The sequence below is a fragment of the Chitinophagales bacterium genome (assembly GCA_019694975.1).
GTDB lineage: Bacteria > Bacteroidota > Bacteroidia > Chitinophagales > UBA10324 > JACCZZ01.
In genome coordinates this window covers 261,234-286,381 of sequence record JAIBAY010000001.1, presented here as the reverse complement: position 1 = coordinate 286,381, position 25,148 = coordinate 261,234, and the positions used below count along the sequence as shown (strand labels likewise).

13 protein-coding genes are annotated in these 25,148 nt (G+C 45.6%); 5 read left to right on the top strand and 8 right to left on the bottom strand.

Translation table 11 applies throughout. The annotated features are described in order from the left end of the window. Positions 1–5: 5 nt before the first annotated feature. Positions 6–3,023, bottom strand: a complete 3,018-nt coding sequence (locus K1X61_01025; GenBank protein ID MBX7107205.1) for a SusC/RagA family TonB-linked outer membrane protein — start codon at positions 3,021–3,023, stop codon at positions 6–8. A 384-nt stretch (positions 3,024–3,407) separates the two neighbouring features. Here K1X61_01025 and K1X61_01020 point away from each other — a divergent pair, with 384 nt between their 5' ends. Continuing rightward, positions 3,408–5,834 carry a glycoside hydrolase family 31 protein gene (locus K1X61_01020; GenBank protein MBX7107204.1) on the top strand — a complete coding sequence of 809 codons (2,427 nt, stop codon included), beginning with the start codon at positions 3,408–3,410 and terminating at the stop codon, positions 5,832–5,834. Positions 5,835–6,106: 272 nt separating this feature from the next. After that, complete coding sequence (locus K1X61_01015) at positions 6,107–8,809, top strand: T9SS type A sorting domain-containing protein (GenBank protein ID MBX7107203.1); 2,703 nt, start codon at positions 6,107–6,109, stop codon at positions 8,807–8,809. Between the two features lie 311 nt (positions 8,810–9,120). On the opposite strand, the gene K1X61_01010 is transcribed toward K1X61_01015, so the two are convergent. Continuing rightward, positions 9,121–11,985 carry a T9SS type A sorting domain-containing protein gene (locus K1X61_01010; protein ID MBX7107202.1) on the bottom strand — a complete coding sequence of 955 codons (2,865 nt, stop codon included), beginning with the start codon at positions 11,983–11,985 and terminating at the stop codon, positions 9,121–9,123. 196 nt (positions 11,986–12,181) lie between these two features. Further along, positions 12,182–12,946, bottom strand: a complete 765-nt coding sequence (locus K1X61_01005) for a T9SS type A sorting domain-containing protein (GenBank protein ID MBX7107201.1) — start codon at positions 12,944–12,946, stop codon at positions 12,182–12,184. A 424-nt stretch (positions 12,947–13,370) separates the two neighbouring features. Between K1X61_01005 and K1X61_01000 the strand changes: the two genes are divergently transcribed. Further along, a complete protein-coding gene (locus K1X61_01000) occupies positions 13,371–18,677 on the top strand; it encodes a T9SS type A sorting domain-containing protein (GenBank protein MBX7107200.1) in 5,307 nt (1,768 codons plus the stop codon). A gap of 203 nt (positions 18,678–18,880) precedes the next feature. Here the strand turns inward: K1X61_01000 and K1X61_00995 are convergent, their stop codons facing one another. After that, positions 18,881–19,294 carry a DUF1573 domain-containing protein gene (locus tag K1X61_00995; protein ID MBX7107199.1) on the bottom strand — a complete coding sequence of 138 codons (414 nt, stop codon included), beginning with the start codon at positions 19,292–19,294 and terminating at the stop codon, positions 18,881–18,883. Positions 19,295–19,621: 327 nt separating this feature from the next. Between K1X61_00995 and K1X61_00990 the strand changes: the two genes are divergently transcribed. Then, a complete protein-coding gene (locus tag K1X61_00990; protein ID MBX7107198.1) occupies positions 19,622–20,887 on the top strand; it encodes a HAMP domain-containing histidine kinase in 1,266 nt (421 codons plus the stop codon). Positions 20,888–20,896: 9 nt separating this feature from the next. Continuing rightward, positions 20,897–21,634 (top strand): response regulator transcription factor, encoded by a 738-nt coding sequence (locus K1X61_00985; protein MBX7107197.1) that lies wholly within the window; start codon positions 20,897–20,899, stop codon positions 21,632–21,634. A gap of 80 nt (positions 21,635–21,714) precedes the next feature. On the opposite strand, the gene K1X61_00980 is transcribed toward K1X61_00985, so the two are convergent. From K1X61_00980 to K1X61_00965, 4 genes are all read right to left on the bottom strand, one after another. Next, positions 21,715–22,305, bottom strand: coding sequence for a DUF2807 domain-containing protein (locus K1X61_00980; GenBank protein MBX7107196.1), 591 nt, complete (start codon positions 22,303–22,305; stop codon positions 21,715–21,717). Positions 22,306–22,472: 167 nt separating this feature from the next. Continuing rightward, entirely contained in the window at positions 22,473–22,907 is a 435-nt protein-coding gene (locus K1X61_00975) for a hypothetical protein (protein MBX7107195.1), read from the bottom strand. 236 nt (positions 22,908–23,143) lie between these two features. Then, positions 23,144–23,776 carry a sugar transferase gene (locus K1X61_00970; GenBank protein ID MBX7107194.1) on the bottom strand — a complete coding sequence of 211 codons (633 nt, stop codon included), beginning with the start codon at positions 23,774–23,776 and terminating at the stop codon, positions 23,144–23,146. Positions 23,777–23,796: 20 nt separating this feature from the next. Beyond that, on the bottom strand, positions 23,797–25,017 hold the full coding sequence (locus K1X61_00965; protein ID MBX7107193.1) for a DegT/DnrJ/EryC1/StrS aminotransferase family protein: 1,221 nt from the start codon (positions 25,015–25,017) through the stop codon (positions 23,797–23,799). Positions 25,018–25,148: the final 131 nt, after the last annotated feature.

The window sequence follows — 25,148 nt, the reverse complement described above, 5'->3', positions numbered from 1 at the left end:
AGGTTTTAAAGGTTAAGGCTTAAGTTAATGGAGAAAATCCTGGGGCGCGGGTAAATGTTGTTATCTATTCCTCCCGAAATTTCAGGATCAAGCCCCGTATAATCCGAAATTACAAAAACATTCTGAACAATGGCGGAGACCTTCAGGGATGTCTTGCCGTTCATGATATCCCTGAAATTGTAACCTATATTGATGTTATCCATGCGGATAAATGATGCATCTGTTACATAATAGTCTGACAGGTACTGCGGCTTAACAAACTCTGTGCTGTAGTAATCCGTAGTTAGATTGCTCAGGTAATTTTTTGAACCATCAATATTCTGGAAGTTGGCATATTGTGAACTCACGTTATTATACATGAAGTTGCCAAAGCTGCCCCGCATGGCGAACCCGGCGAACCAGTTTTTGTAAGTGAAATTCGAATACAATCCTGCAAATACATCCGGTGCCGGCTTCTCATAACGATAACGGTCATCCGGGGTGATCTTGCCGTCGCCATTCAGATCCGCATACTGCCCTTCCAGTGGTTTGTCGGTTTCCACGGAATCATAGATTTGCTGGTAAACATAAAATGAATTGGTCGGGTAGCCCACCGTATGTACCTGAATGGTATTGCCTACACCGCCGGAGATATTGCCAACAAGAATTCCAACGTCATCGGGATCCTGCACCTTGGTGAGTTTGGTAATCTCATTGTGATTATACGTTACGTTGCCTCCGAGTTCCCAGGTAAAATTGGTATTGTCAACAAGTACCAGGTCGAGTGTAACTTCTACGCCCTGATTTTCCAGGCTGCCCACATTCGTGAGAATATTATTGGTGAAGTTGGTACCGGCTGCTACCGGAATAACGGCCAGCAGATCTGTGGTGAGTTTCTTATAGAAATCAAGTGTACCGCTGATTCTTCCGTTTGCGAAGCCGAAGTCGAGGCCAACGTTGTACGTGGCTGTTTCCTCCCATTTGATATTGGCATCATACCCGTCAGGCCGCAGCACCGGATAAAATTCATTTCCAAACTGATACTGTGCGGTGCTTTCACCGGGCTGATAGTTGGCAATATATGGGTAGTCAGAAAGCGTTGGCGGCAGATCCTGCTGTCCGGTTACACCGTATCCGAGTCTTATCTTAAGGTTCGAGATGGCTTCTACGTTTTTCAGGAATGATTCATCACTGATGCGCCAGGCGAGTGCTACAGATGGAAACAAACCCCATCGGTTATCAGGGCCGAAACGGGAAGAACCATCATCGCGCAAGGTTGCAGTAAGCAGGTAACGATCCATGAAAGTGTAATTTAACCTTCCATAGAAGGAAATAAGCGTGTTTTGTGTTTTGAAAGGAACACCACCCACCGCTATGGTATCACCCAAAGCATTCACATCCGGGTAGCCGTGTTCAACACCGGCTGAATCAACAAAGGGTGTGATAGGACTTGCACGAAGCCAATCCTGGTAGGAATAACCACCTGTTACATCAATCTTGCTGTGTATGCCATCAAGATCTTTATTGTAGTTAAGATAGAATTCAAGCAACTTATTGTCTTTCTTCTGATCGTATTGGGTGTTGACACCTTTACGGGTGAAATCGGAAGCTGCCTCATATGGAACATACACTGTTCCGTTGCTGCGCGAAATATCGGTACCGAGGTTGAGGCTAGCCTTCAACTCGGGAAGGAAATGCATCTTATATTCAAATCTTGCATTACCGAGGAAACGGTAAACATTACTCTTGTCATCTTTCTGATAAATCAGCCCTAAGGGATTTTTCGGGGCTAAGGTATTTGGTTTACCTGCTGCATCAAGCCATTCAAAATAGCCACCATAGGTATCATTGCCGGAATAGATGCTTTGAGTAGGATCGAACTGCACTGCTGAACCGATGGCATTCTGGTTAGCAAAGAAATTATAGGTGTATGCAAATTTGGCGTTAAGCTCCACCTTCAGGTAGTCGTCGAGGAAAGAGGGTGACATGTTAAGTCCCAAACTGGTTCTTTCCAACTCCGAACGTTTTAAAATACCCTGGCTGTTCAGATAGCCAATAGTAAAGCGGTAGGGGAGGTTTTTGATTCCGCCATAAAATGACAGATTATTATCCATGCTAACCGGAGCGCGATAGATCTCTTTCTGCCAATCGGTAGTGCTCGTTCCTACCAGTGCTTTTTGCTTGGAGTTTCCGGCAGAGTCAATGAGTGCACGTAAGCCATCAGCAGTTTCGGAATTTACGTATTCAGAGATGGCCGACAAAGAAGTGGTAGAATTATACTCCACACCGAGCTTAGCATTACCTGAGCCTTTTTTGGTGGTGATGATAATTACACCATTGGCAGCTCTGGATCCATAGATGGCAGCAGCCGAAGCATCTTTCAGCACCGTGATATTTTCAATATCGTTGGGATTAATAAGATTCAGTGCATTGGCCGAACCCGAAACGCCATTGTTGTCAACAGGTACACCATCAATCACAATCAGCGGATCGTTGCTGGCATTCAAAGAAGACCCGCCCCTTACCTTGATAGTGCTGCTGGCGCCCGGTGCACCACCGCTGGAGGTGATCTGGATGCCTGCCACTTTTCCGGTGATGAGTTGTTCCGGTGAAGCAACAGCACCTTTATCAAAATCTTTGGCTGAAACAGAAGTAACGGAGCCTGTCAGGTCTTTCACCTGTTTGGTACCGTAACCTACCACCACTACCTCATTGAGCGAGAGGTAATCCGTTTTTAGCTGAATGTTCAGCACCGTGCTGCCGGCAGTAACCTGAACAGCCTGGTCGAAGGTGGAATATCCGACATAGCTGATCTCGAGCGTGTAAGAACCAATCGGTACGTTACTGATCTCATACATTCCGTCATCATCCGTATTGGCGCCATAAGCAGTACCTTTTAGTTGTACAGTGGCATAAGAAACAGGCTCGGATTTTTCATCAATCACCTTTCCCTTAACAGAGCCATTTTGTGCAAGCACGCCAAGCGGGCAGAGGCTTACAAAAAAGGCAATCAGTAAAGGAATGCTTGTAAATAATTTTTTCATGAGCAGGTTGGATTTATTTTTTTTAGACGGTACAATAATAAGGATTTAATGAAACGGATGTTTACCATTCATTGCAAAATATTCCAAAAATCACAGGCTGGCACAGCAGTATGCAGGACGCATTTTACAGCTGTTAATTCCAATGACTGAAGGAGGTTTTTTGCATGGGTGATACTGTCTGGAAATATGAGTTGTGTCATATTTTTTACCATGCGGTTGACTGATTCCTGCATATTGATGAAGTACTACTGCCATACCGGGGTTTATATAACATAAAGGCTGTATGCGACCATATAAACGGTAAGTCAGCAGGGTTTGATAAATAATCTGCAATTAGGTAGGTTTGTCAGATTACACTTGCAAAACTCATCACCTCGCTGCGTTATGAAAAAAATCATGTTGTCTTTTCTGCTCATTGCTTTAATTCTTCAACTGCAGGCTCAGTCGCTGAGCCGTAGCATGGGCAATATGAAATCGATGAAGCGGACGAGCAACGGCATCTCCCTGCAAACAGATTACGGTAACCTGAAAGTGACCGTTTATACAGCCAGCATCATGAAAATTGACGTGACGAAGAATGCGGCCTTTAATGATTTCTCCTATGCGGTCACCGCTGTGCCGGATGCCGCCGTGAAATTTTCATTGAGTGATGAAAAATCGCAGATAAAGGTGATCACAGATTCAATGATCTTAACCATCACCAAAAATCCGGTTCGCATTGCACTCTACAATAAGAGCGGAAAACTGGTGAATGGTGATGATGAAGCATTCGGCACATCGTGGATCGGAGATGAGATCACTGCCTATAAAAAGTTGTTTCCGGGCGAAAAATTCATTGGTCTGGGAGAGAAAACCGGCGGACTCAACCGGCGCGGGAGCGGTTATGTGCATTGGAATGCTGATGTGCCGGGTTACATTCTTTCGGCTGATCCATTATACTCCACGATCCCCTTTTATATAGGCATGCATGACTCTTTATTCTATGGCATTTTTCTCGATAACTCATCAAAGACACATTTCAATTTTGGCGCATCTCAGGAGCGCAATGCTTATTTTACCTGTGAAGCAGGCGATCTGAATTACTTCCTCATCTATCACAATAGTGTTCCCAAAATAATTGAATCCTATACATGGCTTACCGGCAGAATGCCATTGCCGCCGAAATGGTCGCTGGGCTTTCAGCAATGCCGCTGGAGCTATTACCCGCAGAGTGAAGTGCTGACACTGGCGCAGACATTTCGTGACAAACAGATACCGTGTGATGTAATATGGTTTGATATTCATTACATGGATCAGTACAAAGTTTTTACCTGGGACGCTAACCGTTTTCCCGACCCGAAGGGCATGCTCTCCCGCATGGATCAGCTTGGTTTCAAGAACGTGGTGATCATTGATCCGGGTATCAAAGTGGAAGACGGATATGCTGCGTATGAAGACGGTTTAAAGAATAATCATTTTGTGAAGTATCCGGACGGCACGGTTTACCACGGGCAGGTTTGGCCGGGATGGTGTGCCTTTACCGATTATACCAGCCCTGCCGCGCGGATCTGGTGGGGAAAATTATTTCAGCAAAATATAGAGCAGGGTATTGATGGCTTCTGGTGCGATATGAATGAATTTGCCACCTGGGGCCAGAAAGTACCCGACAATATTCAGTTCGAAGGCGATGGTCAACCGATCACACATAAGATGGCGCACAATATTTATGCATTGGAAATGACGCGCGCCACTTTTGAAGGAACCAAAAGCCTGTTGAATGGCAGACGTCCTTTTGTACTTACCCGTGCCGGCTTTGCAGGCCTGCAACGTTATTCAGCAATCTGGACCGGCGACAATGTGGGCAGCGACGATCACATGCTGCTGGCGGTACGCATGGTTAGCTCGCTGGGCGTAAGCGGCATTGCCTTCGCCGGCGCTGACGTTAGCGGATTTACTTCGGAAGCAACACCTGAATTATTTGCGCGATGGATGTCTGTGGCTGCTTTCAGCCCGTTTTACCGTAGTCATAAAATGTTTGGATTACGGGACTCAGAACCCTGGAGCTATGGTGAGGATATTGAATCAACCGTGAGGAAATATGTTGATCTGCGATACCGGCTGATGCCTTACCTCTATAGCGCTTTCTATGATGCATCTGTCAGCGGCATGCCTGTTCAGCGCACGCTGGCAATCGATTATCCGCTTGATGAAAAAATTTATTACAATGAATTTGAGAATGAATTTCAGTGCGGCCCCGCAGTACTTGTTGTGCCCTGTAAGAGCACTGCCCGTGCTGTGAATGTTTATCTCCCGAAGGGTAACTGGTATGATTTCTACACGGGTGAAAAATATGCGGGTCCGGTTGAGTTCTTCAGCAATGCGCCACTTGACAAGCTACCTGTATTTGTGAAAGAGGGAAGTTTCATTCCTGCGCAGTCGCTTGTTCAGTCCGCCGCGCGGCAACCAACTGATACGCTGGTATTGCATGTTTATCAAAGCACGGTTGCCGGTCATTTCAATTACTATGAAGATGCCGGTGATGGATATGCTAATGAGTCTGGCGGATACTATAAGCGTACATTTTCAATTGATCCCGTTACAAGGCAGATTGTTCTCGGCATTCCCGAAGGAAATTATGGTTCACATTTTAAAAGTGTGTTACTGGTTTTACATGGATTTGAAGCAATAAAAGAGGAAGTGCAGCTAAATGGAAAACGTGTTGCAGTCAGCAGGCTTAATGCATCGCTTGCAGCTGAGTTCAATCAGTCTGAAAAACAGTTGCCAACGGTATTGCTGAACAATACGAACGAGCGTCTGACTGTGTCGTGGTAATCAGATTGGTTTTTCTGAATGGCATTCAATAAATGCACACTGTAGCGTTTATCACACTGCAAAATTTAATACTGAAAATTACCGAGCTTCATGATGCATTGAGACGAATGATTGTAACAATTGCTACAGGAAAAGTTTTGCAAGGTGCAGCAGTAGAAAGTGCCATGTGTTCAATAACCTGAACCGGTAACAGGAAAACAGCGATTGCTTACCATTGAGTTCAACCAACACAACCGGAAGATTTCAAACCAATAAATTCCCTGTTTCAACTCATGTGTAAAAAAGTTCTCACGGTATTCATTTGTATCTTTTGTGTGGCACAGCTATCCGCGCAAGACATCATGCTGCAAGGCTGGTATTGGGATTATCCGAAAACGGGACAGGGCAAATGGTGGGTGGATACAATTGCGCAGCGGGCTCATCAACTTTCGGCAACAGGATATAACTCCATCTGGCTGCCTCCCATGAGCCTTGCCGGCAACAGCGCCTATAGCAATGGATATGATATTTATGACTATTTCAATCTTGGCGGCACCTATGGTGCCAATACGGCATTCGGAAATCGCATCAGGGTAGACAAGATGATGGATTCACTGAACCTGTATGGAATTACACCAATTGCCGATATGGTGTATAATCACAGGGCCAACGGTAAACTGCAAAACAATGATGCAGTGGAAGGCTGGATTGAAAATTATAATCTCACCAAGCACAACAACGGCGACAATTGTTATCCTTCCGACAGATTCAAATGCATTCTGCCTGTTGGTGGCACGACAGGACTTGATTCGGGCATCTATTACCTGAAGGTTCATTCTGCATCAGGCAGCGCTGATTATTATGGAAAGCCCTATACGTTTTATCTCTACACTAAAAAGAAAGGCTGGGCCAATATGCCTGATTTAGCCGAAACATCGAACAATGGCGGCGGTGACTGCGGGCAGCAGAATGACAATATCACCTTGGGAAGAAATATGAAAGCAACGGTTGATCCGGGCGGCTGTGGTACTGATGAATTTGAACTGACACTTGGCGGCAGTGATTATTTTCATACTGGTGATACGCTGTATATCTCTGTCACCAATGATGACGGTAACTATGCCGATCAGTTTGTTTATGGTATCTGGTATGTTCCTGCTGCAACCGGCATTGGCTCCGATGTGCAAAGCAAGGTCAGGTATCAGACCTATACCAATTTTACGGCTACACCCAGTCAGCGTGGCGACATGAACTACCTCAATTTTAAACCCAATGGCGCCGCCACCTGCCTTTGCGGCGATTGGGATGCCATGTTGTTTTACAATGACCTTGATCAGTATTATCCTGCAACAATTGACACGCTGCAGGTATGGACAAAATGGATGATGGAAGATGTTGGTGTGAAGGGATTGCGTATTGATGCCGTTAAAAATTTTACTCCGGAATTCACCGGTAACCTGCTCGATTACCTGCACGACAATAGCGATGATCCTGCCATTATTGTCGGCGAGAGCTATGACTATGATGCAGCAACGTTAAAATCAAGACTCGATGCCGTTTACAGTTATATGGATCAGGATACCAAGGATGCGATGTATTACAGCCTGTTTGATTTTAACCTGCAGTCAAGCCTGCGCGATGCATGTGATGCATTTGGATACGATGTGAGAAATGTATTCGGAAGTGGCATGCACAACAGTCAGCAGATCTACCGAAAAAATATTGTCACGTTTGTAAACAATCACGATTTCAGGGAAGAGCCGCAATCAACGGATACAGATCCTTTGCTCGCTTACGCCTATATACTCACCAATCCTGCAGTAGGCATTCCCTGTGTTTATTGGGCAGATTATTACGACGCGGATCATCCGACCTACACGAGCGACATCAACAAACTGATCAGCACCAACCTCAAATTTATTCAGGGTGCCCAGGATGTTGACTATCTAACACGTTTCAATACACCCTATGCTGTCAATTATATCAGCGGCGGTGCATCCACTACGTTGGTTTACCAGTTGACAGAGATGAGCAATACCTGCCTGCCTGACAGAGATGTAGTGGTGGCAATAAATTTTTCAGGGTCGTCCTTAAAGGCGGATGTTGGATTACATACCGGCAGTCCATATCACCTGCAGGCCGGTGATACATTGACAGATATTTTGGGCCGATCATCATATCCTTTTGCCATTGTCAGCGGCAGCAACCAAATGTATATTGATTTGCCTGCCAGGAGTTATTCGGTTTGGGCACGGGTAAGCACCATCACACAGTCACCCGTGGTAAGTGCATCCGGTGACCTTGTTTTTTGCAACGGCGGCCAGGTTACCTTATCAGGAAATACAAACTATCCCTGTCATTCCTATCAGTGGAAACGGGATAATGCAGTGATTGAAGGTGCAACCTCTACTTCACTGACCGTGACAACCTCCGGCACCTATCAACTGACAGAAAGCTACAACGGAGCCATGTCGCATGTATCCAACAGCATTACCGTAACAGTCAATCCGGAACATCCTGCTATCTCTTCCGATGGCGTTTCACTGTACTGCAATGTTGACAATGTTTCTTACCAGTGGTTGTTTGGAACTTCTCCCGGTATGCTTACACCTTTAGCCGGTGCTGATTCGCAATCCTATACACCGGTAGCAAGCGGAATTTATACAGTGGTGGTTACTGATAACAACAATTGCAAGGACACGGCGGGCATTTTTTCTTTTTGGATGACAGGAATAAACGAGGTGACGACGCTGCCAGCGCTTGACGTTTACCCGAGTCCGGCGCATGACCTTTTAAATTACCGGTTGCCGCTGCCAGGCTGCCGCCAAATCGTAATTTATGATGTGGCAGGCAAAACCATGTATGCTTACGTACCCAACCTCTATTCACCTGAACTGCCGGGAGTTATTGACATCAGTAAATTATCGCCAGGAATATACTATCTGAAGTTTCAGTTTGATGATACAGTTATGACCGGGAAATTTGTGAAGCAATAAGTCCAATGGAAATTTATAGCTGTTATACCTGAATGGCATTCAGCTTTAACAGTGCTCATGATCTGATGTGCTGCTCTGATCCCTGTTCCGTTGCTGTTAGCAATAGCAAGAGCAAGAGTATCGGCTGAATGCAACTGAAGTGCATCCGTTGATGTATGCATTAGTGAAATAGCCGCAAATCATTTCCGTTGGAATTGATTACAATATGAATTAAATGCCCGTTACGTAAAGCATAACGGTGATTTAAAAAACCTGATCAATTCAACAGCAGAAGATGCAATACACATCATCCGAACATTACGGTACTACAGCTATTTCGCAACCTGCATTTTTATGGTTTTTGTCATGCCATTTTGAGTCAGTTTGCAGAGGTAAATCCCATTGGAAAAATCGGGGCCCGGGATGTTAACCGTATAGTAGCCGGCTGCCAGCGATTTGTCAGCTACAGTTTTTACCAGGCGACCATAGAGGTCATAAATTTCCAGCACTGTTTTACCGGCTTTGGGCACATAAAATTCAATGGCTGTGTTTTGATCAAAGGGGTTGGGTGTGTTTTGAAAAAGTTGCAATGACCGTAACTCCGGTAGCCCGTCAATACCCACATTTCCCAGATCGGGCACTGCCAGTTTGCTGTCGGTGTAGAGCCGGTATTCACCTGTGTTCAGGTAGAGTGTGGCGGATAAATCGGTTACGTTGATACTGTCGCCGGTAAAATATTCATACCACCAGCCGGTATGCTGAAAATTAGGTGGTTGATTGCCGGCGCTGATATCAAAATTGCCGACAACACAAACATTCATGGTTGGACTGTTCAGGCGAATATTTTTTTTGAGGTTACCAACAGCCATCACAAAATCTGTTGTCTGAAAAACGGAATAGTTCATCTTCAGATCAATCAGCGCCTTGTAAAAGTTATATACCCAGACACGCGGATTATAATCGAGGTAGTTCCATTTAACCGGCTTGGCATCTACACGGCAGGCAGAGCTAATGGTTCCGTTCTGGCAATAGTTGATTGAATAGTCATAGCCTAACTCGCCGAATTGCCAGATCATTTTTGGTCCGGGAATCGTAAAGAAAAAGCAGGCAGCCATTTTCATCCGGTTAAGTGATTCATCAAGCGGCCTTACATCATAGCTTGCAGTGTGTGCGCCGTAGGTAATCGTTTTATAAGTGATTCTTTCTTCATCATGGCTCTCCATATAGCCTACTGCATGGGGCAGGCTAAACCCATGTGACTTGTAAGACACCCATGAAACATCGGAGCTGCTTGCATAACCCATGGCGGATTGTGCATAGGCATAGTTCGAATTTGACCATAGGTAAAATCCATCATTGGAAAGCACCTGTTCCTCACTCTGATCAGCAAAGTGCTCGAGTATGAGTAATACCGTCGGATCAACCAGTTTAATGGCATCCATCATTCTTTTCAGGTTATTGATACGCGACTGATCATATTGCCCCCATAATCCTACATCGTTGCCCGAATATTTTTGGGTGAATCCTTTCGACAAATCAAAACGGAAGCCGTCAATCTTATACTGCGTTACCCAATAAGCCAATACATCATCCACAAATTTCTGTGTGTAAACACTTTCATGGTTGATATCGAACCCTACTCCGAACGGATGCTTGCCCTGATAACCTGCTGTGGTTAAATCCTGATCGGGATTAAACCATGGGCTGGATGCCGAAGGCCCGTTGGAAGCGGCATCCCAGTAAAGCTGAACCATAGGCGATTGCCCGAAAGAGTGATTGAGCACCATATCCTGCACCACTGCAATGCCCTGCTGATGACACGCATCAATGAATTCTTTCAGCATGTTCTTCGTGCCATAATATTTATCAGGGGCGAAATAAAAATCAGGATTGTATCCCCAGCTTTCATTCCCTTCAAACTCGCTGAAAGGCATGAGTTCAATTACATTCACACCTAATGTCTTCAGGTAGTTTAAGGTATCCTTCAGCACGGCAAAGTTGCGTGCTGAAACAAAATCCCGCACCAGTAATTCATATACCACCATGTTATCAGGGTCAGGTTTGGTGAAACTGGTCACCTGCCAGTTGAAGGGCGTTTGCGCTGTTTGAAAAACGGAAACAATTCCACTGGTCTTCCCGGTAGGGTAATCAATCAGTCCCGGGTAGGTCGCATCGCTGATATAGGGATCATTCCCCGCGTCCAGAATTTTATCACAATAAGGATCAGCAATACGAAGATTGCCGTCGACCAGATACTGGTAGAGGTATTCCTGTTGCGGCACAAGGTTGTTAACTGTTAACCACCAGTATTTGCCGTCAGTGGTTTTATTCATAAAGTAGGCTGGATCTGCTTCCCAGTTACTGAAATCTCCGATAGCATACACAAAAGATTTGTCAGGTGCCGTGAGTACAAGTGTCAGGCTGCTGTCGTTCAGATAGTTAATGCCAACCTGTGCGCCTGAAGGCAAATCTGCGACAGTAACGGGTGTATTCACCATAAAATAAAATGAGTCGGCCACCTGCGTGATGCCATCATCAGCAATCGCCTTTATCCATGTCTTTCCATTTTCGGAAGCAGTAATGGTTTGCGTGATGGAATCGGTATTATTAACCTGAGCTATGAGATTATTGTTCTGAAATAAAGTAATGGTGACAGGCTTTGAGACAATAAACGTAGTCTGCACTGTCTCATTCAGGTTCAGGAAAACCGGATTGTTATCCGGCTCCAGGAAGGCCGTCTGTAACGAAACACCATCCCATACATCATAAAAGATATCGCTGCCATCGGCATTACGGCCTACGATGCTGCCATCGGCATTACGGAAAACCATGGCAAGCTTCAGAATGGTTTCTCCGACCGGTACATTATAATACGCCCGGATATTCGTGATGGTAAAAGTATAAAGGTTGTTGCCGAGTGAGGTAAGCTTATGCAACGGGTTCGTGCTTCCCCAGGTGGTAACAACATGCTTCCAGTCGCTGGGTGAAGTGCTGTAATTGGTAATAACGCCGGTATGGATATAAATATCACCGTTAAAATCTTTCAGTGCCTGGTTTCCCTGCGCAGCATCGTAGGTAAGGGTGACGGTGGCATTGTCGGCAGGAAAGAGCGGATTGGCGACAATAACCTGTGCAAAAGAATTTACAGCAATAAAGCAGAGATAGACAAAGAGCAGTCCGGTAATAATTTTTTTCATGCGCAGTGTTTTGTCAGGTGAGGTTACTTGTATCGAATGATTAAAGATAATGCTATGCAGGGAGTTACTGAAATTAAATTCGAGCAGTGCAGGCGAAAGATCAGTGTGCTGTTGAATCAGACAGGTTTTTCAGCACAGCGCAGCGAAAAAAAAAACCCACAATGCTGTGGGTTTTTTTATAAAAGATCAGTACGGTTTATTGAAGCACCGTAATCTTTTGCGAAGAAATGGAGTTTCCTACTTTAACATTTACAAAGTAGAATCCTTCTGTAAGACCGGTAAGATCCATGGTCAGGTTGTGCAGACCAACATACTGGTTGCCACTGAAGTAGGTTTTAACCGACTGCCCAAGAATGTTGGAGAGGTAAACGGTAACATTGTCATTGCTGAGCGTGTAGTAAGAAACTACAGTGCTGCCGCTGGCCGGGTTAGGATACACCTGGCGAACTTCTGCCAGCTTAGGATTGTGGATACCTGAATTGATAGTCACCGTATTGGTGGTATCATTAAAGATTGAGGCGATGGTGATTGCAGCAGCGCCTGTCGGAACAGCAGCGTGACGGTTACCATCTCCAACACCTCTCAGTTCATCATTGTCCCAGCTGTGATTGATGCGGTATTTCCAGGTCAGTTTACCCAATGCATCCGGTGTTACTTCTTTGGTGCGGGTGTAAATCATTGATCCTGCGGAAATCGGTGCGAAGTCAATCGTTGCATCGGCGGTATAAGGAAGTCCGCAGGCAACATTTTCAGCTTCACTCCATCCGTTGTATTCAGCTCCCATAGCCTGTACCACATCTGTGGAAGGGTCAAAAGGAACAACGGCACAGGTGCCACCTGCTGCACCTAACTGTGCACCGGTCATGTCAACCTGGTAAGTAACCGTAACCTGAGCGTGCACGTTTGAAACAAACGCTACAACTGCTAGGGCAAGGAAAAGCGTGTAAAGATTTTTTTTCATGTCAATTGGGTTTTATTGTGAATGAATAGATAAATGATTGTTCCAAAAGTAGCTATTTTTTTAAACACCCTTCGCAATGACTAAACATATTTTTTCACATTATAAAAGGTAAGTGTCCTTTTTCATGCGAAAGTGCTTCACGACATTCATTACCTGTTCACTTACGTATGACCTGCCAGTCTCTGAACCTTTGCATACCCCGTGTACAGATGTTGCCTTGCTCAGATTCTAAATTACCCTCCCTTTCCACTAATGTTACAGAGCTGCAAGCGAACAGATTCGCTGCATGATCCGTAAAAAAATCAGCAGATATTGTCTGGAAGGAGTTCACATTTCCATGTTGGGTTATTTTTAAGTTAATATGGCATTTGTGGCAATAATTTACTTTATTTTTGAGGCCTTGAATTGAATAAATTACCCTGCCTTGAATTTACTGCGACTCACTTTCCTTGTACTGCTATGTGCCTTTGCTGAAACGCTTTCGGCACAGGTAACGGTTACTGGAGCGAATCCCTTGAGTAATGGCAGTTATACCAACCTCTCCGGTGCCGGTGGTGCATTCTTTTACATCAACAGCTATTCACAATCAACATATGATGTTGTTATCACCATTACCGGGAATGTGACGGAACCTAATTCCGCAAATGTTCAGTTGACAGCCGGCTCATGGAATACGCTTACTATCAAACCATCCGGCGGTTCGTGGACGATCTCCGGTGCGCCGGCCGCCAATGGAATGATTATTCTTGATGGCGCAGATAAAGTGACTATTGACGGCTCTATCAGCGGGACGGTTTCACTGACAATTGCAAATACCAGCGCTTCTTCCACTGCCATGGCCATTGTGCTAAAGAATGATGCCACCAATAATGTGATTAAATATTGCAACCTGCAAGGCAGGAATTCAGCAGCACAGACAGCGAGTGATGGTGGAATTGTTACGATAGCAGGAACTGCAGGTTCTACAGGGAATGACAATAACTATATACAGAACTGCGACTTCGGCCCGGATGCGTCAACGCTGCCATATATCCTCATCAAAGGTTATGGTTCGGGAAATGCCAATGACCTCTGCCAGGTTACCAATTGCACCTTTCACGACTGGCTTGATTTTACGGCGGGCAATAATACCTGTGCCATTTACCTTGCAGCAACTTTTATTTCAACATGGACCATTTCCGGTAACCGGTTTTACCAGTCTGCCACCAGGAATATCTCTGCAGGTAGTGCCAATGACTTCTATGGCGTTAAGATTGATGGCGGCGGCGGTTATACCATCTCCAACAATATCTTCGGATACAGCAGTGCAGCAGGCACCGGCTATATGACTTTCACCGATTTGGCAGCCGGCTCACATACTTCTATCGACTTGTATCCTTTTTGTTTGTCGCTGAATACTACCTTGTCCACCATCAGTGGCAATACCATCACGAATATTGATTTCACTACTGCACGCAGTACCAATTCCGGCACAACATATCCATTTATCGGCATCTGGCTGAAATCAGGCAAAGCAAACATTACTAACAACACTATTGGTACTGCTTCCGGAACCGGCAGTATTTTGTTCAAGCAAAATATTGAGACAGCAAGTCCTTCATTACCTTACCTGCCGGTGGCAGGCATATTAATGAGCGGTTCCTCCAGCAATACTATTTCCGGGAATACCATTGGCGGAATCAGCATGAGTTATACAGGAAGCGGAGCCATCGGTACGTACGGAGGAAATCCATTGATTGGCATTTACAGCAATAATACCGGTGCATCCACCATCAGCAGCAACATTATTGGAAATGCTACGGCATACAACATTACCAGTGGAAACACTGCGTCGGGCGCTAATGTTATCGGCATCAAACTCGCCAGCAATGCAGCACTCACCAATACCGTTTCTACCAATACTATTCAAAACCTGAATTGCAGCGGTGCCAATGCCGGGACAACCTCAAATGCTTCCGTGATTGGTATCGTGAATACCAGTTGCAGCAGTGTAAGTGATATTATCAGTGGCAATATTATCAGCTATCTTACCAATACATCATCATCCGGTAATACAGATGTCAGAGGCCTTTATGTTACCGGTGGTTCTGGAGGTCTTGCCCCTTCACTCGCCGTTGCCCAAAACTGGATTCATTCATTGTCAGTCAGTTCAACCAGTTCTACGGCGCAGGTAAGCGGCATTACCATTTATACAGGCGGCAACTCTGCCATTCTGAGTAATAATATGATTTCTCTGGGCAGTGGTATGAGCAATGGCAACGTGATCTATGGGATTAATTATTCTTCCAGCACGGTTACCGGTTATTTTAATACCGTAAGAATTCAGGGCAGCCCCGCTTCCGGCTCAGGCAACACGCATGCATTTTATTGCGCTACCACTAATGCACTGATTTTAAAGAACAATATTTTCATCAATGAACGCAGCAATACAGGAACTTCAACCGGTACGCATTATGCCATCAGGTTTAACAGTACACCATTTTCCTACACCGGAGTAGCCAATGATTTATATGCCACCGGAACAGGGTCTATGCTCGGCTATGTAGGAGCTGCCAATAAGGCAACACTTGCACTGTGGTCGGCCGCCACTACTCCGGTGAATCAGGATAATCCTTCCGGAACGCCGCCCTCCATTTCCACCAACTTTACCTTCGCATCCACCATTGACCTGCATATTGCTGCTACCGCCTGCGACCTTGCCACGATCAATAACGCAGGCACGCCCATTGTGGGATATACAACCGATTATGATGCCACTTCCAGGAGTGGCTCAACACCGGATATTGGTGCCGATGAAGTAAGTAATCTCCTCACCTGGACCGGCGCTACCAGCACTGACTGGAATGTTGCCACCAACTGGAATCCGCAGAATGTACCGACTATCTATTATGATGTTACAATTCCGGTGGTTACCACAAATTATCCGATAATCTCAGGCACCACTGCTACCTGTCATTCTTTAACCATCAGCGCTACGGCTTCTCTTACCATGAATAGTGGAGGCAAACTCACGCTTGATGCCACCTGTTCAAATGCCACCTTCACCAATGCCGGCACCTTTACGGCTAATGCCAATACTGAAGTCATTTTTACAAAGACACTCAACAGCTACACTGCCAGCATAGTGCCGACAGCGGCAACGCAATTTGAAAATGTAACGTTGAACATTGGTGTAGGAATGGGTGGTTCATCCACTACCGTGAATGGAATCTTGCAAATAAAATCAGGCGGGTATGTTATCAGCAGTTCTGCGCCAACCTATTCAATAAACTCCACACTGCAATATAATACGAATGGTTCCTATACGGCCAATGCGGAATGGTATGATAATACTTTCAGCGGTGCGGGCTGGCCGCAGCATGTTGATATTGCCGGCACGGGAACAAAACTTGTTTTTGGTACCGGTTACCCGAGAGAGCTGCGCGGCAATCTCACCATCGGCAGCGGCGACACTTTGTCCCTCTCCGCAATTTCCGGCGGCGACTTGTATATTAAAGGAAACTGGACACGGGCAGCAACTGGTGTTTTTATTCCGGCAGGAAGAATGGTTAAGTTTAACGGGTCTGCCAATCAGACGGTAACGGTTACAGGCGGGGGAACGGAAAGTTTTGCCTATGTGGCAATTGATAAATCCACAGCCGGCACTTATGTACAACCTGATAAAACCGTTGCCAATGCAACCGATATAAAAATAACCGGAACCTCCGGCAACGTATTACAACTGATCAATAACGGGTCGCTTGACCTGAATGGCCGAACCGTTTCGCTGGACGGTAACAGCGCCATCGGAGCTACCGGTTTTATTTATGTTAATGGAAACCGTGTCATTACCAATTCACAGGGAGTAAATACCGGTAAGTTCGAAATCAGGTCTACCGCCAATCCCAACATGATCAGCTGGTTTACTAAATCGGTTGCTAATAATGGAGGCGTTGGGTCGCTGACATTTGACCAGCATGTATTGGTTACCATTGCTGATGGGCAAATGGATTTTGGAATAAGCAGCGGCATCAATCTGACCACCATACAAGGCGTGTTGCAAATTAACCTCGGTGGCAGCGTGGTTTATAATTCCTGTTACTATTCCGCTTCGCCGGCCTCCACTTTACGCTTTGCGAACAACATCGATTACCAGGTTTATACCACTGACCTTACATGGGCTGCCGGTTCCATCTTCTCCGGATTGCCGGGCATTCCATATAATGTAGAGATCAATGGCATCGGAACATTGCTTACCATTAATGATACCCGTGGCGTGCGCAACAATATCACTATCACTGATGGTGGTTTGCTCCTTGCTGCAGGTACCGGTGATTTTTATGTAGGCGGAAACTGGTCGAGAAGTGGCGTCAACAGTTCATTTACCGACAACAATAATTATGTGGAATTTGGCGGCAATGCCGATCAGTCTATTTCCTGCACCGCCAATGGAAATAAAGAGACCTTTTACGGTCTGACCATAAATAATACAGATGCAACTCCGCAGGTATCATTGGTCAGTGCTACTTCCATTCAAATTATTGAATCGTTCAGGTTGTATGCCGGAATCGTTGCCTGTGGTACGGGTGAAGTGTATGTGTCTAATGCTTCAGAAGGCGCCATCATCTATGATGCCTCCGACAATGCGGCTGATTCCTGGGTGAACGGTCCATTAAGAAGAGCCATTACAACCGGCAACTATGCTTTCCCGGTAGGTGGTTCAAACCTTGCGGGTGGATCGGGATATGAATTGGCCTTCCTGGATATGAAAACCAATTCCAACATCGATAATATAGTCGGCAAGTTTACTTCCGACATTTCTACTGCCGGCAATGAAAGCTATTCTCTTGTAGTGAATGGCACGCTCATCCTCGACAGGCTGAATGCCGGCTACTGGAACTTCAAACCGTATGATGCGGCATTTGCTCCTGTTGCTTCACCAGCCTGCGATTATAATGTGGCACTGAATGAACGGGGACATTCCAACTCCGCAGCCTCACCTTATTACTATGCGGTGATCAAGCGCGTTGATTCCGCTGATCCTTCTGCTGCAGTGTGGAATCAGCAATGCGGCACACATGATAACAGCACGCAGACAGAATCAGGTGGCACAGCGCATGCGGAACGTACAGATTATGGCTGCAACACTTTCTCCGACTTTGCCATCGGTGTGGGTGAGTTTATATTGCCGCTGGAACTGACACAGTTTACCGTTTCCCTGGAAGAAGGTAACAGCCTCCTTGAGTGGCATACACAGGCAGAATTTAATACCAGTTATTTCGCAATTGAACGAAGCCTCGATGGAGTTCATTTTGAAGAGATCGCACGCAAGGATGCTGCCGGCGTATCCGTCGTGCCACTGAATTATCTGACTACTGATTACAAGGTTCAGGAATTAGGCGTGCATAAAATCTATTACCGCCTCAGGATGGTTGACCTGGATGCATCTTTCTCTTATTCATCGGTGAGATGGATTGAACTGCAGGATGCCGCTTCGGAGAGCGTGATGACCGTTTTTCCAAATCCTGTTGTTGATCATATCACCATCTCGGTTGAGGTTCCTGAAAATCAGGCGGCCTTGTTGCAGGTGATAGATGTATCAGGAAAAGTGATTCTTGAAATGCCTTATGCCCTTACCGGCGGATTAAACTTTATTGAAGTAGGTGATCTGCACACATTAGTTCCGGGATTATATCTTGTGCGTATTGCTTCGGGCAGAAATTATTTCTCTGCCAAAATGATAAAGAATTAACAACTCCGTTCCGGATCTTTTCTTTTTCCCCGGTTACCAGCAAAATTCAATTAAATCATTGTTGGGAGACAATGCTGTATTGAGACGGAGCGCAGTGGTACAAAAAAATCTCCGCCGGTAACCAGCCGGCGGAGTAATGATGAATCAATTCATGCGAATTGACCCTCTCAACCAAATAAACAAATAAACTATTCTTTCATCTGTTACTGTGGCTTTCTGACTTGTTCTGCTTTCTGTACCACTTCACCGGTAATGGTAAGTATGGTGTTATCGCTGCCGGGATCCGTTGTTACCGTAATTGTCTTATTAAACATGCCGGCTGTGTGCGCATTGTACGAAATTTTGATAAGTCCTTTTTTCCCGGGCAGTATTTCCTCTCTGGTATAATCGAGCGCCGTGCAACTGCAGGATGGTTGTACCCTGGTTATGGTAACCGGATCTTTTCCGGTATTGGAAAATTCGAATATGTACGAAGCCGGCGTGTTTTGAAGAATCCTGCCAAAATCATGCGAAGTACCGCTCAACCACGAAACAGGCGATGCTGTTGCTTTTGCAGATTGCGCCTGCAAAAAATTAACAGTGCAACATATCATCAAAACGGTGACAAGACTTTTCATATTCACAGTGGTTAAATTCTTGTTGATCATTTAAATCAGGGAGTCATGATTTCAAAAATAGTGTGGGCTCCGGTACTATGCTGTTAAGCACTCTATAAGAATTCTTAAAATTTTGTTAATTCATTTTTCAGGTTTATACAGGTGCATGCATCTTTACAGGAAAGAACAGCTCGCATCATTGACTGATGCATGGCTGGTTAGCATACGATTCGCAGATAGCCTCGACACGCCTTATTGCAGGATGATTCAATCGGAACATCTTCCGTAATTTCACAGACAATAAATTAATGCAGTCAGCTTAGGCGCGTTGACAACCATAGAGCAACCATGAAGAACAGGACTATTCAAATTATCACGCTGTTAGCTGTTATTTCAATGGCAGGTATTGTGGTGCTGCAGATCTTCTGGTTCAGGAAAGCATTTGATGTGCATGAAAAGGAATTTGATCAGAATGTTTTTACCTCCCTGCAACGCGTAGCCGAACAGTTGCTGCAGATGAACAATCAGCAGATCCCCAATGCCAGGCTGGTGGATCAGCTCTCAGGCAATTATTTTGTGGTAAGCGTAAACGGGGAGATCGATACAAAAGTGCTGGAGTCGCTGCTGAAAGCCGAATTCAAGTCTCGCGGATTAAACAGCGACTTTGAATACGGTGTCTACGACTGCAACCACCAGAAACTGGTGTATGGTAATTATGTATCCTTCAGTGAAGATGAGAAGCATCGTGCGCCGCGTGAGTTACCCCAGTGGAAAAACGATCTGTACTATTTTTCCGTCAATTTCCCCGATAAGTCTAACCACCTGATTGATTCGATGAATATCTGGTTGTTTTCATCGCTGGTATTGCTGGTGGTGGTGTTCTTTTTTGCTTTTGCGCTCATTGCCATTTTCCGGCAAAAGCAATTGTCGGAAGTGCAGAAGGATTTTGTGAACAATATGACACATGAATTCAAGACGCCTGTATCCACCATCCTTGTCACCAGCAGGCTGCTGAACAGGCCGGAGATTCATCAGCAACCGGATGCCATCGAACGGTATTCAAACCTCATTCAGCAGGAGGCCTTGCGGCTGAAAAGCCAGGTGGAGCGCGTGTTACAGGTGGCAGTCTGGGATCAGAAGAAAATGAAATATAAAATGGAAGCGGTTGATATCCATGAATGCCTGCGGGAAGCCGCAATCAGCGTGGAGCAGATTATCGCCGACAGGGGAGGAAGACTCATTAAGAATTTTAATGCTGAAAAATCTGTTTTGCAGGGCGACAGGATGCACCTTACCAATACTTTCTTTAACCTGCTCGACAATGCGGTGAAGTATTGCACCCAGGCTCCGGTAATTGAATTAAGCACAAAAAATACAGGTGATGGCCTCGTAGTGAGCGTGGCCGATAACGGCATCGGCATTCAGGAGAAGCATGTGAGTCGCATCTTTGACCGGTTCTTCCGCGTTTCCACCGGTGATGTGCATGATGTGAAAGGATTTGGGCTCGGACTGTATTACGTAAAGCATGTGGTGAAGGATCATCATGGAAAAATGAGCATTCACAGCACACCCGGCAGCGGCACTACTATTTCGATTATTTTTCCGCAAAAATAAATTGCAGATATGCAGGCAGAAAAAGCCAGGATATTGTTAGTGGAAGATGACAGGAGCCTCGCATCCGTCATTCGTGATTACCTGTCTATATCCGGCTATCAGGTCACGCTTTGCGACGATGGCCAGGCCGCTATTAATACATTCAGAAAAAGTAAATTCGATCTGTGCATCCTCGATGTGATGATGCCGAAGAAAGACGGTTACGCCGTGGCGGAAGAAATCAGGAAGACGGAAGACAGCCTGCCTATTTTGTTTCTCACCTCCAAGTCGGCCAAAGAAGACCGTATTAAAGGATTTAAATCCGGCGGAGATGATTTTATCACGAAACCGTTTAACATTGAAGAGCTCGTGCTGCGCATGGAGGTATTCCTGAAAAGAAGCAGGGCCAATCATACAAAGCAGAAGACTTTTCAGCTCGGTTCCATCCTCTTTGATTATTCCAACTATGAACTCAGCATTCCCGTTCAGCCGTTGCAGGCACAGCGAAGGAAGGAAGCGGAGGTCAACATTGAAAAGAGAAAACTTACGGAAAAGGAAGCGGAGGTCTTATATGTTTTGTGTTGCAATATGAACAATGTAATACGGCGTGATGAGTTGCTGATGAAGGTCTGGGGAAGTGATGATTATTTTCTCGGGCGCTCGCTTGATGTGTTCCTGTCAAAACTGCGAAAGTACCTCTCATCAGATAAGTCCGTGGAAATTGAAAATCATCATGGAGTGGGATTCAAGCTTACAGTGAAAACATAATTATGTCTCTGAAGTCGCTTTGCGGCGAATATTTTCTCATTCATATAAACACTTCTAATCGCTGCCATTCCAGGTGATAACTACTTCTTGCTCACATTGCCCACGCCATTAATCCTGGACTGAACAATCGGGTTGCCGGCATATTCAATATTACCCACTCCATTGAGCGTTGCTTCAAGGTAGTCATTTGCATTCACGTGCATATTTCCCGCACCGGATAAGGTGGCGAATACGCTATCACATTCGCTTTCGGAGAATTTCGCATTGCCGGCCCCGTTCAGGCTCACTTTCATACTTGACTGATGAAAGGAATTGATGACCAGGTTGCCGGCACCTGATAAGGTCACTTCCCGCAGTGCAGGACAGGTGATCTCTATTGTAAGGTCGGAGTTGCTGAGGTTAATGTCTTTGATGGTAGAAACAGTCAGCGTTTCACCGGTTACTTTCGTTTTCACCAATGGAACAATATTGTCATATCCTTTTACCATAACACTGTATGTATTACCATGAATGATTTCAACTTCGGCTGCTCCAAGTAAATCCACCACGGTAAATGCATCAACAGTGCGCTCATCGCTGATTATTTTGCCATTACCGGTTACATGCTGCTTGCAGGAGAAGCTTACCAGGATTAACAGCGACAGGAGCAGAATGAATTTGCGGTGTAACATACAGTTATGTTTTAGGAATTATGCCGGCAGTTGCTGTGAGGGTTGATGAAGCAAAAAATCAGTAGACGCAGATAAATTCTTAATTCATCATTCCGGCTAAGGCAACCGGTTTAACAGTCATCATACAGGAGCCGGCCGTCAAACAGCTATGGATCAGTTATCAGCGCTTATGCACCGGTATCTGCCTCGGCGCCGGCTTCTTCACTTTTTCCAACCATTGCGGTTGGCCTGCCCCGTAAGGCACTCCAGGTTTCATCAATGGCTACCTGTGAAACGGGGTGCAGGCCTGCTTTTTCCAGCGCTGTCCAGACAGAGTCGCTGCGAATATCGGTCTTAATCATACCTCCTCCCTTGGGATAACAGGCCCAGAAGATGCAATTGTATTTGCCTGCTTTTGAACATTGCAAAACCAGTTTTTCCAGCTGAGACTGGGAAGAAGAGAAGAGCTGCACAAAATCATATTTTCCTTCTTCTGATTTTAAAGGTTTGGTACTGTATTTTTTTGCGCCAAGCATGGTGAGATACTCCTTTGGTGCATTTACAATTAATACAGCCTGATCTCCTTCAAGCCGTAACTTCTTTAGTAACTGTTCTTTGTTCATATACCGTAATCGGATTCTGGTTAGAAAAGCCGGGCCGGCCGTTAAGAAAGCACACGTCTGTCCCCACTTTCAATGCACGAAGTTAATTATATAATCGCTTTCGGGGTACTTAATTGTGGCAGAACTTTGACCGTGCCCCGATTTTGCCCGGCATCGTTGTATCTGCCAAATAACAAAGTCGTACAGCATTAATGTCATTATACGTTGTTGCATGCTCTTCAAAAGCCGGCAGGCAATCAGGAAAATATACGCACGATTGTCTTAAAAAGAATCATGAGGTCGGAGCTGATGTTGCGCTGATTGATATAGGCAAGGTTTAGCCGAAGTTTTTCCGGCATAACCTCATTGATATATCCTTCTTCCGGATTGTCATAGCCGGCCAGCAGGTCATTTTCATCAAAAAAAGAAATGGAAACAGGGTCTGTAATGCCGGGCTTCGCCTCCAGTACCTTCAGCTGTTCCGCATTATACAGGTTAACATACTTTTCCACTTCAGGCCTTGGCCCTACAAGGCTCATATCGCCGGTTAAAACATTTATCAGCTGCGGTAACTCATCCAGCTTAAACCGGCGGAGGAACTTCCCGGTGCGTGTAATGCGGTTATCATGATAACCTACGGTAAGCAAGCCACGCCGGTCGGCGCCAGTATGCATGGTTCTGAATTTTATGATGCTGAAGATACGCCTGTTTAATCCGACTCGCTTTTGCAGGTAGAAAACGGGGCCGCGCGAATCTGCTTTCACGGCAATGGCGATAAGCAGGAAAACAGGGGATAGCAGCATAAGGGAGATGCCGGCCACCAAAACATCAATGATTCTTTTAGTGATCAGGTACATAATTGTTCCCTCTTTATCCATGGTCTTGATCATATTGCATAGCAGGTAGCTGATTATCCGGCCTGCAGCACTTCTTTAACGGCCTTCGCAACAGCAGTCACCACCATGCTTATCTGTTCCTTCGTAAGATCAACATATACCGGTAGCGAAATCTCACGGGCGTAATTGTCGTAGGCGACAGGATAATCGTGGATATCGTAGCCGAGTTCCTTATAATAGGTGAGCATAGGCAGCGGTTTAAAGTGAACATTGACAGCGACATCCTGATCAAAAATCTTTTGGATAACAGCATTCCGTTGCTGTTCATCAATATCATGGATCCTTAGCATATATAGGTGGCAGGAAGATGCACGGTCGCCGGTATGCGTCACCGGCAATTGTGCCCATGACATTTCTTTGAAGGCAGCATGATACTGCTCAATCACCTGTTTCCTTTTTAGCAGCTGAACTGATTCATAGTCACGCAGTGAAGCCAGGCCGATTGCGGCGAGTACATCAGGCATGTTGCACTTCATACCGGCTTCAACGATATCGTACTCCCAGCTTCCCTTTTGCATTTTAGCCAGTGCATCCTTATTCTGCCCGTGCAGTGATTTGGTATTGAGCTGACGATATACGGCGTTATTATTGAATGGTGCAGGAAGATTCAGGCAGACAGCGCCGCCTTCTGCTGTTGTAAGATTTTTTACCGCATGAAATGAAAATACGGTGGCATCTGTAAGTGAACCGGTTTTTTTTCCGTGTGCAGAGGCTCCTATCGAATGAGCTGCATCAGACAAAACCAGGATCCGGCCCAATGCCTCTTGTGATGCACCTCGCGGAGTGAAAAGCCGGATCGCCCATTCCTCGCGCACTAATCTGTTGACAGCATCGTAGTCGCAGGGAAAACCGCCGATATCAACCGGCATGATGACCTTGGTGCGCGGGCTGATTGCAGCGCGTATTTTATCCACTGAAATATTGAAATCATCAGCATTAACATCTGCCAGCACCGGCCTGGCACCGCAGTGTATCACTACATTGGCGGTGGCTGAATAGGTGTAAGCGGGTACGATCACTTCATCACCTTCCTTTACCCCAAACCAACGCAGCATCAGTTCAAGTCCGGCCGTTGCCGAATTGACACACAGCACCTGTTCCGCATTTACATAACCAGCCAATTCTTTTTCCAGTTGTTTAGTCCTTGGGCCTGTTGTGATCCATCCTGATTTCAGGGCATCCACCACTTCACGGATGATGTCATCGCTGATATATGGTGGTGAGAAAGGGATCACGCTGATTTTTTTGAGTGAATCGTTAAGCGGTGGAAATAGTGGTATGCTTCTAACAACCGAAATATTCAGCAGTTGAATAGCCGGTTATGGCGGAGACAAAATTAACATTAACTCAGCAACCCTCAACAGGC